Genomic DNA, 15,323 nt, shown 5'->3' on the forward strand with positions numbered 1-15,323 from the left:
TCTCGTTGCGGACGGGTCGGTGGGCGGTCGGCCGGCGGGACGTTGCCGGGCCGGAGGGGTGCCGGGTCAGGAGTGGAAGGGGAGGCCGGCCTCGGCGGTGAGATCCAGCGGGTCGGACTCGTCCGGCGGCAGCAGCGTCGCGCTGCCGTCGCTGACCGGCACGACGCCGAGGTCCAGCAGTTCGGCCATGGCGGCGCTGCCGGCCATGTCGCGCACCTGGAGCTGGTACCGGGCGGTGGTGCGGTAGGTGCCGCCGGCCTCGTCCCCGGTGCGCTGGAGGAAACCGGAGTCGGCGAGGAAGGCCACGGCCTTGGCGACGATGCCGGTGGTCGAGCCGGCCAGGCGCCGGGCGTCCTTGGTGGCGCCGGTGGCGCTGCGCCGGCTCCAGACGCGCCACGCGGCCTCCAGGCCGGGCGCGCCGGTGGCGGGGTCGGTGTTCTCGCCCTGTTCCTCGGCGCGTTCGGCGAGCCGGCGGCAGGCCTGCCGGACGAAGCCGTCCACCCCGTTGACCGTGATCCGGCCGATGTAGCCGTCGTCCGCCAGGTCCTCGGGCCGGGGGAAGGCCAGCGCGGCGGTGGCGAGATGGGCCAGGCCGTGCAGGAAGCGGTCGGCCGAGTCGGCGGTGGCGCGGCGGGCGTAGTCGCCCATGCGGACGGCGAAGACGGAGTCCTCGCCGGCGGCCAGGGCCATGCCCGCACGGGTGGAGACCTCCAGCACGACCAGGCCGAGTCCGGTGGCGACGGCATCGGCGAGGCGTGCGAACGCGGGCTCCTCGCGGTGGCGGCGGAGCAGCTCGGCGTACTCGGCGTCGCGGGCCGGGAGGAGCTTGGGGTGCAGCCCGAAGGAGACCAGCCGGGCGGCGTCGGCCGCGTCGGCGGGCGTGACGGCGGACGTGCCGTGGCCGGCGCCCGGCCGGGGGCCGTCTGGTGCGGTGTCGGTGTCGTGGGCGGTCACGGGTGGTTCAGCTCCCGGAGAGGGGGTCGTGCGGTCTGCGCGGCGGGGGTGGGGGTCATGCCGCCTCCGTGCGGGCGGCGGCCATCCCGGCGGCGTCCAGCCGGGCGGTGCCGACCACCAGGTCGGCGCCACCGAACTCGGGGTCGTCGAGCTCGGTGCCGTCGTCGGCGGCGAAGAGCAGCCGCTCCTCGCCCTGCCGGTAGGCGGTGCCCACCGGCGGGCTGGCGGCGTGCACGGCCAGCAGCGCGACGAGATAGGGGAGTTCGGGGTCGCGGCGCCGGGCGTCGGCGAGCAGCCCGGAGAGCCTCCGGGGTGCGTCGGCGGGCAGGTCGAGAAGCTCCATGGCGGCGTCGAACTGCACCTCGCTGAACCGGCTGTCGTCCGGGGTGGCGACCAGGTCGGGCTCGGGCATCTCGGCGCCGAGGTGTTCGCGCGGCGCGGGCGGGGTGAGCAGCAGCTCCGTCAGGTCGCCGAGGCGGACCGCGGCGGGGGTGCGCAGGCCGGCACCGCGGGCGAAGAACGCGTCGGTGATCCGGGTGGCCTGCTCCAGCGGCAGCGGCAGCACCGGGCTCAGCAACTGCCCGTACAGGTCGGTGCCGGCGCGGGCGGCGGGCGGGGCGAAGGCCTGCCGGTCCTGCTCGGCGCGGAACAGCGGGCCCGCCTCCAGCAGCCGCGACTGGAGCTGGGTGTGCCGCCGGATGCAGTCCTTGACGATGTCGACGAGCTCCGCGGCGCGCCGCTTGTGGTCCGGGCCGCGCTCGCCGGCGGCCTCGTCCCGCACCCTGCGGATGTTGGTGAGAATGGCGTTCTCGTGGCGGTAGCGGTCGGCGACGTGGTCCAGCGCCTCGGTGATCATGTCGGGCACCGCCTGCAGCCAGTCCACCGCGCGGACGTTCCGCCGGGTGGCCTCCAGGGTGCGGCGCAGCGCCTCGGCGTACTGGACCGTGCGGTAGCGGGCCTGCTCGGCGGCGAGCTGGGCGTCGGCGAGCCGGCCGCGGCTGATCAGCACCTCCAGCTTCACCTCGGCGGCGATCTGTGCGCTGGTGACGTCCGTGTCGAGGGCCCCGACCAGGACGTTCACCGCCTCGTCCGTGGTGCGCAGGCAGACGCCGCCGCCCGCACCGGGGACCTCCTCGATGAGCTTGAAGTCGTAGTCCCGGCGGACGTAGACGCCGTCGGTGCCGAAGGTGCCGTAGACCGTGCGGAAACCGCGGTCCACGCTGCCCACGTTGATCAGGCTCTCCAGCACCCAGCGGGCGACCCGCTCGTGCTCGGCCGGGTCGCGCTGCGGGGCCTGCGCGGCGACCCGGGGCAGCAGCCGGGCGACGACCTGCTCGTGGTCGGCCCCGGTGTCGAAGTCCATGGCGAGCGTGACGAGGTCGATCGCGGCGAGCGCGACCTCGGCCATGGCGTAGGTGCCGTACTCGCCCGCGAGGTTGGCCTTGCGGACGTCCAGGTCGTGCAGGGGCGCGGTGCAGGCGAGCGCGCGCAGCCGCCGGGCGAGCCCTTCGTCGGCGGCGGGCCCGGGCGCCGGGGACGGGACGGTCGTCGGGGCGTGATCGGTCACGGCCACACACTATGCGGTCGCACCGACAGCGGCCGAAGCGCCGCCCGGGCGGGCCGTGGCCCGCGGCGATCCCGCGCGCCCCCGGCGTTCCTCAGCCGCGGCTGATCTCGAACCACACCGCCTTGCCGCGCCCGCTGGGGCTGTTGCCCCACACCGAGGCCAGCGCGTCGACGATGACGAGGCCGCGGCCGTGCTCCGCCTCGCTCTCCAGGTCCGCGTCCGCGGCGACCAGGATCGGGGCCGGCAGCGGCGGCCGCGGATCGGAGTCGCGCACCTCCACCCGGATCAGGTCGGGGAGCTCGCGGAGCCGCACCTCCACATCGCTGTCGGCGTGCACGAGCGCATTGGTGACCAGTTCGGTGGCCATCAGCTCCGTCTCGGCGGAGGCCTTCTCCCAGCCCCAGTCCCGCAGGTGCCGGCGCACGAATTCGCGTACGTCCCGCACGGCCTTCAGGTCGTGCCGGTGGACGGCCATCCGGCCGATCCGCCGGTGCGCGCCGCGGGCCGGCCCGTCGTAGCGGGCGAGGAGCAGCGCCACGTCGTCCTCCTGCGCCTGCGGCCCGCCCGCGATCGCGGCGAGCCGGGTGGCGAGGTCCTCCAGCCTGTGGCCGTCGTTCCCCGCCCGGAGCGCGTCGTGCAGCGCACCCGTGCCGACGGCGAGCTCCACCGAGCGGGAGTGCACCAGGCCGTCGGTGTACAGGGCCAGCACCGTCCCGGCGGGCACGGGCACCTCCACCGGCTGGTAACCGGTGTCCGGGGCGACGCCGAGCGGCAGCCCGACGGGGACGTCCGGCACCAGGACACCGCGCGCGGGGTGGCTCAGCACGGGAAGCGGGTGGCCCGCGCACGCGATCCGCGCGGTGCCGTCGTCCAGGTCGAGCCAGACGCAGCAGCAGGTGACGAAGAGGTCGATCCCCAGGTCGGCGAGGAGGCGGTTGGTGCGCCGCAGCACCTCGTCCGGAGGGTGCCCCTCGGCCGCGTACGCGCGCACGCCGCTGCGGATCTGGCCCATGATCGCCGCGCCGCCGGGGCTGTGGCCCTCCACGTCCCCGACCACCAGGCCCACGGCGCCGTCCGGAAGGGTGAGCACGTCGTACCAGTCGCCGCCGACCTCGCGGTCCGGGCTGGCCGGCAGGTACCGCACGGCGGTCTCGAGCTGTTCCAGATGGGGCAGCGAGTGCGGGAGCAGGCCGCGTTGCAGCCCGCGCGCCAGGGAGCGTTCGGCCTCGAAGAGGCGGGCACGGCCCAGGGTCTGGCCCAGCAGCCCGGACATCACCACCAGCGCCGCCCGTTCGTCGGGCCCGAAGGTGCGGGGCCGGTCGAACCCGAGAGCGAGGACGCCGTCCGGGCGGCCGCCGATGACCAGCGGCAGCAGGGCGCACGCCTGCTTCCCCTCGGCGAGCGACCCGGTCTCCGTCTCCCGGAGCGCCGCCGGGTCCTCCAGGAAGAGGGCCGACTCCACGGCCGGGATGCGCGGCCCGGCGCCGTCGGTACCCCCGGCCGCCCACGAGGAGGCGCGGCCGAGACCGGTCGGGTAGCCGGAGTAGCCGAGCACTCTCGGCACGCCCCGGTCGACGACGGCGACAGCCAGGCTCTGGGCGGCGAAGGGCTGCATGAGATACGCGACCGCGGCGTCGAGGATGTCGTCCAGGCGGACCGTCTCGGTCAGGACGGAGGCGAGCGTGTAGATGCGGTAGAAGAAGTCGATCCCGGGGTATTCCGCGACGCCCGGGACGTCCTGCCCGGCGCGGTCCCGGGGCGGCGGGCCCCCGTCCGGCCCGCCCCGCAGCGGCATCAGGAAGCGGGGCGAGGGCGGGGGCGGCAGGGCCTGCAGCACCGGCGCGAGAGTGTCGGCGACGGAGACGCAGCACGACTGCTCGGGCGCGCCGAGTTCCCGTGGTCCCTCCGGTGGTGCCCAGATCACCGTGAGGACGCCCACCGGCATCCCTGCGGCGCGCACGGGCGTCGAGGCCGCGGTGTAGGGGAAGGGCAGCGGCACGTCGAAGCGGTTCTGCGCGTAGGACGCCGTGACCTGCCGGTTGCGACGGAAGGCACGGCCGACCGTGTACCGGTCGTCGTCGATCTCGATCCGGCGGACGAGGGTGAAGAGGGAGACGGGACCGCCGATCACCACGGCGGCGTGGAGCGCCCGGCCGCCCTCGCCGAGGACGTAGGCGTACGCCGCCGAGGCGGAGAGCTCCTCCGTCGCCCGGCGGAGGATGCCGCCGAGCAGGGCGTCGCCGGCGTCCGCCGTGTCCCCCGGAGTGGTGAACCGATGGCCACCCGCCGGGGCCGGCGGCTGCTGAGCGTCGCGCTCCTGCACGGGATTCTTCCCTCCACGCAGGCCACCCGGTGATCGTCACCCGGCCCACTGTCCAGGCTAGCCCATGGGCCCCGGCGACCCTCCCGTACGGAGTGCGGCGAACCGGCGGCGCGTGCGTCTGCCCGGGACCCGCCGCCCGGCGGGCCGCGGACGCGGGGGTCACGGGGACCCGTAACCCCCGCCGCCGGGGGTGCGGACCACCAGCACGTCGCCCGGCTCCGCCTCCGCCGCGTCGCAGCCCGCGAGGCGGACCACGTCCCCGCCGGCCCGCTCCAGCGCGTTCTCGCCGAGCGCGCCCGGACCGCCGCCGGCCATGCCGTACGGGGGTACCCGCCGGTGACCGCTGAGCACGGCCACGGACATGGGCTCCAGGAAGCGGATCCGGCGCTCCACCCCGCGTCCACCGTGCCAGCGGCCGGGGCCGCCGCTGCCCTCCCGGACCCGGAAGTCCTCCACCCGGACGGGGTAGCGGAACTCCAGCACCTCCGGGTCGGTGAGCCGGGAGTTGGTCATGTGGGTCTGCACGGCGTCCGCGCCGTGGAAACCCTCGCCGGCCCCGGAGCCGGCGGCGACGGTCTCGTAGTACTGCACGCGGTCGTTCCCGAAGGTGACGTTGTTCATCGTGCCCGAGCCCTCCGCCTGCACGCCGAGGGCGGCGTAGAGGGCGCCGGTCACGGCCTGCGAGGTCTCCACGTTCCCGGCGACGGTGGCGGCCGGGTGGGCGGGCGAGAGCATCGATCCTTCGGGGATGCGGATCTCCAGCGGGGTGAGACAGCCGCTGTTGAGCGGGATGTCGTCGGCCACGAGGGTGCGGAAGACGTAGAGGACGGCGGCCTTCACCACCGAGGCGGGCGCGTTGAAGTTGTCGTCCCGCTGCGGCGAGGTGCCGGTGAAGTCGAGGACGGCGCGGCGCCGTTCGTGGTCCACGGTGACCGTGACCCGGATGACCGCGCCGGCGTCCGTCTCGTAGCGGCAGCTTCCGTCCCGCAGCGCGGTGACGACCCGGCGTACCGACTCCTCGGCGTTGTCCCGCACGTGCCGCATGTACGCCCGCACCACGTCCAGCCCGAACCGGTCGGTCATGCGGTGCAGTTCGTCGATGCCCTTCTCGTTCGCGGCGATCTGCGCCCGCAGGTCGGCGAGGTTGGCCTCGGGGGCGCGGGAGGGGTACGGGGCGGTGGTGAGGAGTTCCCGGGTCTCGGCCTCGCGCAGTCTGCCGTCGCGCACCAGCAGCCAGTTGTCGAAGAGGACTCCCTCCTCTTGCACGGTCCGGCTGAAAGCCGGCATCGAGCCGGGGGTCAGCCCGCCGATCTCGGCGTGGTGACCGCGGGAGGCTACCAGGAAGAGCAGGTCGCCGCCGTCCCGGGCGAACACGGGTGTCACCACGGTGACGTCGGGCAGATGGGTGCCGCCGTGGTAGGGGTCGTTGACGGTGTAGACGTCACCGGGACGGAGGTCGCCCGCCCGGCGCCGCAGGATCTCGGTGATGGAGTCGCCCATCGAGCCCAGGTGCACCGGGATGTGCGGGGCGTTGGCGACGAGGTGGCCGGAACCATCGAAGACGGCGCAGGAGAAGTCCAGCCGCTCCTTGATGTTCACGGAGTGAGCGGTGTTCTCCAGGCGCACGCCCATCTGTTCGGCCACGGCCGTGAAGAGGTTGTTGAAGACCTCGAGCTGCACCGGGTCGGCCTCGGTGCCCACCGCGCTGGTGGCGGGGCGCGGCCGCGCGCGGGTCAGCAGCAGGTGGCCGCGCCGGTCCACGGCCGCCTGCCAGCCGGGGTCGACGACGGTGGTGGCGTCGGGCTCGGCGACGACGGCGGGGCCCGGGACGGTGTGGCCGGCCCGGAGAGCGTCCCGCTCGTACAGGGCGGCCTCCCGCCACCGGCCGTCCCCGTACAGCCGGAGGCGGTCGGCGGGGGCGGGCCCTCCGGGCCCCGCCGCCGCCACCTCTCCCCGGGGGGTGTGCGGGCCTGCGGCGCCGGTGGCCTCGGCCACGGCGGTCGCGATCACCAGCGGTTTGTCCATGCGGAAGCCGTAGCGCGCCCGGTGGGCGGCCTCGAACCGCTCCCGCATCGCGGCCTCCCCGTCCAGCGGCACGGTGAGCGCCGCGTCCGTCCCGGCATACCGCAGGTGCAGCCGGGCCTCGGTGGTGACGGCGTCGTCGGAGAGGCCGTCGGAGCGCAGCTCCGCGCGGACCCGCCGCTCGAGCTCGGCACAGAGCTCCCGTACGCCGGACAGGGCGTCCTCCGTCAGTTCGGCCTCGACGGACTGCTCCCGCAGGGCCGTGGCGTCGGCGACGCCGATGCCGTACGCGGAGAGGACGCCGGCCAGCGGCGGTACGACGACGGTGTCCATCCGCAGCGCGTCGGCGACCGCGCAGACGTGCTGGCCACCCGCCCCGCCGAAGCCCACCAGGGCGTACCGGGTGACGTCGTGGCCGCGCTGCACGGAGATCTTCTTGACCGCGTTGGCCATGTTGAGCACGGCGATCTCCAGGAAACCCTCGGCCACCTGTTCGGGGGTGCGGTCGTCGCCGGTCGCCCGGTGCACCTCGCGGGCGAGCCGGGCGAAACGTTTCCGCACCAGTGCGCCGTCCAGCGGCAGGTCGCCGTCCGGCCCGAAGACGTGCGGGAAGTGGCGGGGCTGGATCCGGCCGAGCATGACGTTGGCGTCGGTGACGGTGAGCGGGCCGCCGCGCCGGTAGCAGGCGGGTCCCGGGTCGGCGCCCGCGGAGTCCGGGCCCACCCGGTAGCGGGCGCCGTCGAAGTGCAGCACCGAGCCGCCGCCGGCGGCGACGGTGTGGAGGTCCATCATCGGGGCCCGCATCCGCACCCCGGCGACCTCGGTGCCCCAGACGCGCTCCAGCGCCCCCGCGTAGTGCGAGACGTCGGTGGAGGTGCCGCCCATGTCGAGCCCCACGACGGCGTGCCGGCCGACCTCGGCGGCGCTGCGCGCCATGCCGACCACTCCGCCGGCCGGCCCGGAGAGCACGGCGTCCTTGCCGCGGAAGTGCGCGGCCTCCCGCAACCCGCCGTTGGACTGCAGGAACATCAGCCGTACCCCGCGGAGCTCGCCGGCCACCTGCTCGACGTAACGGCGCAGCACGGGCGAGAGGTAGGCGTCCACGACGGTGGTGTCGCCCCGCGAGACCAGCTTGATCAGCGGGCTCACCTCGTGCGAGCAGCTCACCTGCGGGAAGCCGGCCGCGCGGGCCAGCCGGGCCAGCTCCCGCTCGTGCCCGGGGTACCGGTAGGCGTGCAGCAGGACCACGGCGGCGCTGCGGAAGCCGTCGGCGTATGCGGTGCGCAGCGCCGCGGCGGCCGCGGCGGTGTCCAGCGGGCGCACGGTGTCGCCGTGCGCCCCCATGCGCTCCGGAACCTCGACGACCCGGTCGTACAGCGCTTCGGGAAGCACGATGTGCCGGTCGAAGAGGCGGGGGCGGTTCTGGTAGGCGATGCGCAGGGCGTCCCGGAACCCGGTGGTGGTCAGCAGGACGGTGGGCTCGCCGCGGCGCTCCAGCAGGGCGTTGGTGGCGACGGTGGTGCCCATCTTGACCACGGAGACGCGGTCCGCGGGCACCGGGTCCCCGGCCGCCACGCCGAGGAGGCGGCGGATACCGGCGACGGCGGCGTCCCGGTAGCGGGCGGGGTCGTGGGAGAGCAGCTTCTCGGTGACCAGGGCGCCGTCCGGGCGGCGCCCGACGACGTCGGTGAACGTGCCGCCCCGGTCGACCCAGAATTCCCAGCGCCCGCTCATGCCGCCATCGTGCCAGCCGGGGCCGTGCGGCGCTCCCGGTCGGCGCCGCCGGGCGGTGCGGGCTCGGGAGCCGGTCCCCGCTCATGCCGCGGCCTTCCGGCGGGCGGCGGCCACGTCGGCGTAGTGGCCGAGGAGCTGATCGCCCACGGCGGCCCAGGCCGCCGGCGGCCCCGGCGCCCGGGTTCCGCGCCTGCCCGTACGCCGTGCGGCGCTCCGGGGCCCCGCACGCCCCGTGCCGGGCGGGTCAGGACGAGCCGTCGGGCTCCAGTCGGCCCCGCACGGCGCTCTGCACCCCCGCCTCCTCGGCGGGGTCGCAGGCCAGCCGGCGCAGCCGCTCCACCACCCGGTCGTCACCGGTGGTGGCGTGCCGAGCGGCGAGCTCCCGGGTCGTCTCCTCGCAGTCCCAGAGACACTCCACGGCGAAGCCCGCGGGGAAGGTGCCGTCTGTGGCGGCCAGCGCGCGCGCCGCACGGCCGCGGAGCTGGGAGGAGGCCGTCTCGCGGTAGACATGCCGCAGCACGGGCGCGGCGCACCGGATGCCCAGCCGCCCGGCACCGTCCACCAGCGGCCACAGCTCGTCCCCGTCCGGCCCCTGCTCCCGTACGGCCCGGCGCAGCGCGGCGAGCACGGCCCCGGCGTCACCGGCATCGCCGCGGCAGGCGAGCATGCGGGCGGCGGCCGGACCGAGCGGGTCGTCCCGGTGGGCGGCCCACTGCCGGGCGCGTTCCAGCGCGGCCGTGCCGCGCATCCGCCCGAAGGAGTCGAGGGCCGACCGCACGAGACGGGAGGCGGCGGCCCCGCCGGGGGCGGCGGCCTCCTCGGCCACCACCCGGGCGAGGAGGTCGAGGACGTCCGGGTCGGAGCGCTCGGCGAGGTGGCGCAGTGCCGCCGCGCGGGCCGCGGGGGACCCGCCGCGGGCGGCGGCGAGCAGCTCGGGCCGGTCCTCGGGCCCGGCCACGGCAGCCAGGCAGCGGGCCGCGGCGGCCTCCCGCTGCCTGTCGGGCGCGCCGCCGGCCTCCGGGTCCTCCGGCTCCTCCTCGGCCCAGGCGAGGACCTCGCGGACGCTCCAGCCGGGCCGGGGCCCGCCGGAGCGGAGCTGACGCTGCCAGCGGTCGAAGGAGCCCTGCTCCCGGACCCGGCGCAGCCGCCCGGCCTGCCCGGGGTGCGCGGCATCCTCGGCCCAGAGCCGCCAGGGGCGCGGTTCGAAGGCCTCCCGCGCGGCGGCGGCGAGCTCCGCGTCGCCCTCCGGGGTGTGCGGGAAGCGGGCCAGCACGGCGGGGCCGAGCCGCCGCAGCCCGGCGTCGTCGTCCCGGACGGCCAGCTCGTCCAGCGCCCACTGCCAGTTGGCCCCGGAGGCGGCGTAGCGGCGCAGCAGGTCGCGGGCGCCGGTGTCGCCGTACGAGGCGAGGTGTCCGAGGACGGAGAGGGCGAGCCCGGTGCGCTGCTCGGCGGCGTCGCCGGCGAGCTGGTCCTCGGCGTGGAAGAGGTGCGCCTGGATGTCGTCGAGCCCGGCGTCGAGATCCATGTGCAGGCGCGCGTAGTAGAGCGACCGGTGCTCGACCTGCCAGTCGCGCCGCGGGTCGTGCAGGATGCACCGGTGGAGCGCGGAGAGCGCTTCGGTGCGGGGCGCCGCCAGGGCGTGCAGCGTTCCGTCGCCGCGGCCTCGCTGCAGGAGGCCGAGCAGCGTACCGCTGGGCGCTATGTCTGGATCGACGGGATCGACGAACATAAGAGTCAGCATCCGGTGCGGGGTGTTCGGCTGGCAACGGGATTTCCGTCGACCGGCATCCTTGCCGGTGACAGCGGTTCTACTCCTCTCGGAGCGCCCGGTGGCGCCGACGCCGCACCCTACCTGGAATCCCGCGTTCCGCCGAGTCGCAGGCCGGCGCCCGGCAGGACGGAAGCGGCGCCTCCGCCCGGCGTTCGACATATGCCGGAAGCACCACCGAATCGGGTGTCTCCAAATCCCTTACGCAGAGTCGCGAGCTGTGCAAGAGTCGTAAGCGGCCCTCATCACCGTCGGAGTACGCCATGCCGTCCCCCTTTCCCGCGGACCGCGCGGATGGCGCCTCGCCGTCCGAGCGCGGCACGCTCGACGCTCTCCTCACCCAGGCCCGCCGGCTGCGCGGCGGGATCGACGCCATGCGCCGCGGCACCGCGGAGGAGGACGACGCGGACGCCGGCGATCCGCACCGCCGCTGGCAGCGAGCGCTCTGCGAGCTCGCCGTGCACCATCTGGACGACCTCGGCGGTCAGCTCAGCCAGTTGCGGGACGGGGTCCCCGCCGAGCCGCCCGGCCGTGCCGGGGCCGCCCCGGACGAGCACGGCCCGGCGGCGTACGGGCCCGCCGCGCCCGGTCCCGCCGCGGAGGGCGCCGGGTCGCTCGTCGGCCGGGTGGGCAGCGCCGACTGGAACCTGCTCACCGACGAGGTCACCTGGTCCGGCGAGCTGTACGCCATCTTCGGGCGCACGGCGGCGGACGGGCCGCTCTCCCTCGACGAACTCCCCTCCTGGGTGTGGGAGGAGGACCAGCCCCGGCTGACCGCCGCGGTCACCGACTGCCTGGTGGACGGCCGGCCGGTCGACGGCCGGTTCCGCATCGTCCGGCCGGACGGCGGGGTGCGCAGCGTGCACATGATGGGCGAGCCGGTGCTGGACGCCGAGGGGGGCACCGCCTCCATGTGGGCGGTGGTCCGGGACGTCAGCGAGCTGCGCCGCAGTGAGCGGGCCGTGCGGGAGTCCCGGGACACCCTGCAGCGGCAGCGGTACCGGGACCGCACGGAGCGGCGGCTCGCGGTGGAGATGCAGGAGGCGGTGCTGCCCCCGTGGCGGGGCTCGCGCCGGCTCCCGCACCGCTCGGGCACGGAGGCCGGCTGGCTCGACCTGGCCGCGCACTACCTGCCGTCCGCGACCGCCGCGCTGGTCGGCGGCGACTGGTACGACGCGCTGGAGCTGCCGGGCGGCGCCACCCTGCTCACGGTCGGCGATCTCACCGGGCACGGGGTGGCGGCCACCTCGGGCATGGCGCAGCTCCTGGGCGCGCTACGCGGGATGTCCGTGGCCGGGGTGGAGCCCGGCCCCCTGCTGGGCCATCTGAACCAGCTCCTGGACTCCGCCGCGCAGCCCGCCCTCGGCAGCGCACTGTGCTGCTGCTACGAACCGGGTTCGCGCGCGCTGACCTGGTCGCAGGCCGGGCACCCCGTACCGCTGCTGTTCCGCGACGGCGTGGGGCGCCCGCTCCCGGCGCCCGAGGGCGTGCTGCTGGGCGCGACCTCGGGTGCGTCGTACGGGCAGCGGACCGAGCAGCTCGAGCCCGGCGATCTGCTGCTGCTGCACACCGACGGCCTGGCCCCGCGCAGCACCGAGTTCGAGCTGCCCCGGCCGGGGGCGACGGGCGGAGCGGACCGGCTGCTCGCGCTGGCGCCCCGGTTCGCCACGGCGCGCACGGCACAGGAGTGCGTACGGGCCGTGGTCGAGGAGTTCGGGGACCGGGACCGCGAGGACGACGCCTGCGTGCTGATCGCCCGCGTCGCCGGCTGACCCCGCGCGGCCTCCGGAGCCCCGTCCCCCGGTGGGGGTTCACGCCGGGGAGGCGCCCCTCACCTGGGCTCCGCGCGGCGCCTTCGGCAGCGTCTGCTCCACCTCCTCGCGCAGGTCCTCGACGGATCCGTACCCGGCGTACCGCCCGGTGAGGCGGTACATCTCGCGGAGCCGGTCCCAGGTCCGGTGCGAGGACGTCTGGTTGATGCTGAGCAGGGCGAGCCGGGCGTAGCGGTCCGCCTGGTCGGGGTCGTCGGCGAGGAAGCAGGCCGAGGCCATGGTCAGATAGTCGAAGATCTTCGACCGCTGCCGCCCGTCGATGCGCAGCTCCAGGGCCTTCTCCGCGTAGTGCCGGGCCTGTGGCGCGGCCGCGGGGTCGTGCTCGGCCAGGGTGCGGTACGCCAGCGCCTGCATCCCGTACAGATCCTCCTCCTTGAAGATCTGCATCCAGCTCGGCGCCGGCACGTCGCCGCGGTCGGAGACGAAGAGCTCCTCCGCCTCCCCCAGGGTGCGCCGCATGGCCTGCCCGCGGCCCATCGCCGCCTGCGCCCAGGCCTCCACGGTGCAGAGCATGGCGCGGGTGCGAGGCAGCGTCGCCTCCCCGGAACCGGACTTGGCGAGCTGCATCAGGTCCAGCGCGTCGTCCGGGCGTCCGAGGTGGACCATCTGCCGGGCGGCGCGGGAGAGCGCCTCGCCGGCGCGCGGCCGGTCGCCGCCCTCGCGGGCCGCATGCGCGGCGATCACGAAGTACTTCTGTGCGGTCGGTTCCAGGCCCACGTCGTGGGACATCCAGCCGGCGAGCACCGCCAGGTTGGCCGCCACCCCCCACAGCCGCTGCTGGAGATGCGGCGGGTGCCGGTAGGCGAGCATCCCGCCCACCTCGTTGAGCTGGCCGACCACGGCCTTCCGCTGGAGACCGCCGCCCCTGGCCGCGTCCCAGGCCCGGAACACTTCGACCGAGCGTTCGAGGGCGTCGATCTCCTGGGCCCCCACGGGGGCCGCCTCGTAGCGGTCGAGGGAGATCCGGTCACCGGGACCGTGGCCGCCGGGGTGGGGGGAGAAGGGCACGGGGTCGGTCCCGAGCCAGTCCTGCATGGCACTGCTGAGTGCCGATCCTGCGGCGAGCGCGGCGCCCGCGCCCACCAAGCCGCGTCGGTTGAGCATGAGGTCCATTCCCGTGAATTCGGTGAGGACCTCGGCCGTCCGCTCCGGTGCCCAGGGCAGTCCGTCGACGTTCTGTCGCTTCCCCGCCTGCCCCGGCTTGCGGAACCCGAGATCCTCGATGGTCACGACACGACCGAGTCGCTCGGTGAACAAGGCCGCCAGCACCTTCGGCACCGGATCCCGCGGGGTCTCCCCCACGTCGATCCACCGCCGCACCCGCGAGGTGTCCGTGGCCAGTTGCGGATGCCCCATGGCCGCCGCCTGCCGGTTCACGCTTCTCGCGAGTTCGCCCTTGGACCAGCCGGTGAGGCCGAAGAGGTCCGCGAGGCGGGTGTTGGGTTCCTTGGTCACGTCAAGCCCCCAGGTTCTCGGCTGAGTTGACAGTAGACCCGGCCGGGGGGCGGCTTCGAGCATTCGCCAGGGTTCGCCAGGGTTCGCCACATGGTGTGCCACCCGTGCGCGGGTGTCCTGTAGGAACGCGCCACCCCGGCCCGGCGGCCGGTTCCTTCCGGCCCGCATTCCCCAGGGTGCTCCGGCCGGGTCGCCGGAGCCGTCCGCCGGGCCGGGTGGCGTTCGTCAACCGTCGGCGCACGAAGGGATCCTGCTCACCCATGTATCCAGCAACGTCCCCCGTGTCCGCTCCGGCCCGGCCGCTTCTCGTGCCGCCCCCAGGCAGGCCCCGGCGCATGCGCGGTGGCGCGGCCCGGCCCGCCGGCGGGAGACTGGACCTGTCGGGCCCGCAGGGGGCGCAGCTCCGTTCCGTGCTCGCCGCGGTGCACCGGGTCTGCCCGGACTTCCAGCCGGCGCAGCTGCTGCGGCGGAGTGGACGCTCGGTGCTGCTGGCCGGCACGGCCGGCCGCGCCGCCGTGGTCGCCAAGTGCTTACTGGACGCCTCACCGGCCTGGGTGGAGCGTCTCCAGCACGAGACGGCCGCCTACCGCGCGTTCGTGCGCCACCGGCCACCGGTGCGGGTCCCGCGGCTGGTGGCCGCGGACCCGGAGACGGGCACGCTGGTGACGGAGCGGATCGCGGGGCGCCCCGCAGCGTTGCAGCGTCACCCGTTCGAGGCGCCCGCGCGCGCGGACGTACGGGCGGTGCTCGGGGCGATCGGGCGGCTGAATCTGTGGCAGCCGCCGCCCGGCGCCTTCGAGCGCCCCCTGGACTACCCGGCACGGCTCAGCCGGTACCACGAGCTGGGCCTGCTCACCGACCGCGACCTGGGCGACCTGCAGAAGCTGCTGCGTGGGATCGCCCACGCGGGCGGCCGGCCGCCCCGGCAGTTCTGCCACGGCGACGCGCTGCTGTCGAACGTGCTGCTGTCCCCGGCGGGCCCGGTGCTGGTCGACTGGGAACACGCCGGGTGGTACCTGCCCGGCTACGACCTGGCCACTCTGTGGACGGTGCTGGGCGACGCGCCGCTGGCCCGGCGGCAGATCAGCCAGCTCGCCCAGTCGGCGGGCCCGGCGGCCCGGGACGCCTTCCTGGTCAACCTCATGCTCATCCTCACCCGGGAGATCCGCACCTACGAGACCGCGGTGCAGCGCACCATGCGGGAGCCGGGACCGGCCGGGGCGGCCACCAGGCCCGCGCCCGGCAGCCCGGGAGGGCCGGCCACGGGCGAGGAGCAGCGGCTGCTGCTCCGCCGGTTGCACGACGACTGCGGCCTGGCCCGCCGGGCGGTGCGCGCCGCGGTCGGGACCCGCTGAGGCGGGGGGCCTTCAGGGGCGGGCATCCGGGACGCGCCCGTGGCCGGCGCGGCGGGGTGCGTGGCACCCCTACGGCGCGGGACGCCGCCCGTACGGCGGCGCTTGACCGCCCGCCCCGCGGTCAATACCTGTCCGGGCACGCAGGACGCAGACCCGCAGGAGGCCGCCGTGCGACGAGGACCCGACCGTCACTCCCCCGCCGGCGGCCGGAGCCCCCGGCGCGCCCGCCGCGGCACCCTGGCCGCCTGCGGCACGACAGCCGTGGTGGCGGTGCTGGCGCCGTTGCTGGGCGCGGGGCCGGCGGTGCCGGCGG

At 75.9% G+C, this 15,323-nt stretch carries 8 protein-coding genes; 2 read left to right on the plus strand and 6 right to left on the minus strand.

Features of this window, described 5'->3' with window-relative positions:
- Positions 1-66: 66 nt before the first annotated feature.
- The 5 genes from HOY81_RS20620 to HOY81_RS20640 form a co-directional block, all read right to left on the minus strand.
- Positions 67-954, minus strand: coding sequence for a hypothetical protein (locus tag HOY81_RS20620; RefSeq protein WP_237321964.1), 888 nt, complete (start codon positions 952-954; stop codon positions 67-69).
- A gap of 55 nt (positions 955-1,009) precedes the next feature.
- Positions 1,010-2,521 (minus strand): hypothetical protein, encoded by a 1,512-nt coding sequence (locus HOY81_RS20625; protein ID WP_237321965.1) that lies wholly within the window; start codon positions 2,519-2,521, stop codon positions 1,010-1,012.
- A gap of 91 nt (positions 2,522-2,612) precedes the next feature.
- Entirely contained in the window at positions 2,613-4,844 is a 2,232-nt protein-coding gene (locus tag HOY81_RS20630) for a SpoIIE family protein phosphatase (RefSeq protein ID WP_237321966.1), read from the minus strand.
- Between the two features lie 159 nt (positions 4,845-5,003).
- Positions 5,004-8,600 carry a hydantoinase B/oxoprolinase family protein gene (locus HOY81_RS20635; protein WP_237321967.1) on the minus strand — a complete coding sequence of 1,199 codons (3,597 nt, stop codon included), beginning with the start codon at positions 8,598-8,600 and terminating at the stop codon, positions 5,004-5,006.
- A 244-nt stretch (positions 8,601-8,844) separates the two neighbouring features.
- Complete coding sequence (locus tag HOY81_RS20640; protein ID WP_237321968.1) at positions 8,845-10,329, minus strand: HEAT repeat domain-containing protein; 1,485 nt, start codon at positions 10,327-10,329, stop codon at positions 8,845-8,847.
- A gap of 302 nt (positions 10,330-10,631) precedes the next feature.
- On the opposite strand from HOY81_RS20640, the gene HOY81_RS20645 reads away from it, so the two are divergent.
- Positions 10,632-12,140: a PP2C family protein-serine/threonine phosphatase gene (locus HOY81_RS20645; RefSeq protein WP_237321969.1), complete on the plus strand. Its 1,509-nt coding sequence runs from the start codon at positions 10,632-10,634 to the stop codon at positions 12,138-12,140.
- Between the two features lie 39 nt (positions 12,141-12,179).
- On the opposite strand, the gene HOY81_RS20650 is transcribed toward HOY81_RS20645, so the two are convergent.
- Positions 12,180-13,655, minus strand: a complete 1,476-nt coding sequence (locus tag HOY81_RS20650) for a hypothetical protein (protein ID WP_237321970.1) — start codon at positions 13,653-13,655, stop codon at positions 12,180-12,182.
- A gap of 260 nt (positions 13,656-13,915) precedes the next feature.
- Here HOY81_RS20650 and HOY81_RS20655 point away from each other — a divergent pair, with 260 nt between their 5' ends.
- Complete coding sequence (locus tag HOY81_RS20655; protein ID WP_237321971.1) at positions 13,916-15,010, plus strand: aminoglycoside phosphotransferase family protein; 1,095 nt, start codon at positions 13,916-13,918, stop codon at positions 15,008-15,010.
- Positions 15,011-15,323: the final 313 nt, after the last annotated feature.

This window comes from Streptomyces sp. JJ36, assembly GCF_021696945.1.
GTDB lineage: Bacteria > Actinomycetota > Actinomycetes > Streptomycetales > Streptomycetaceae > Streptomyces.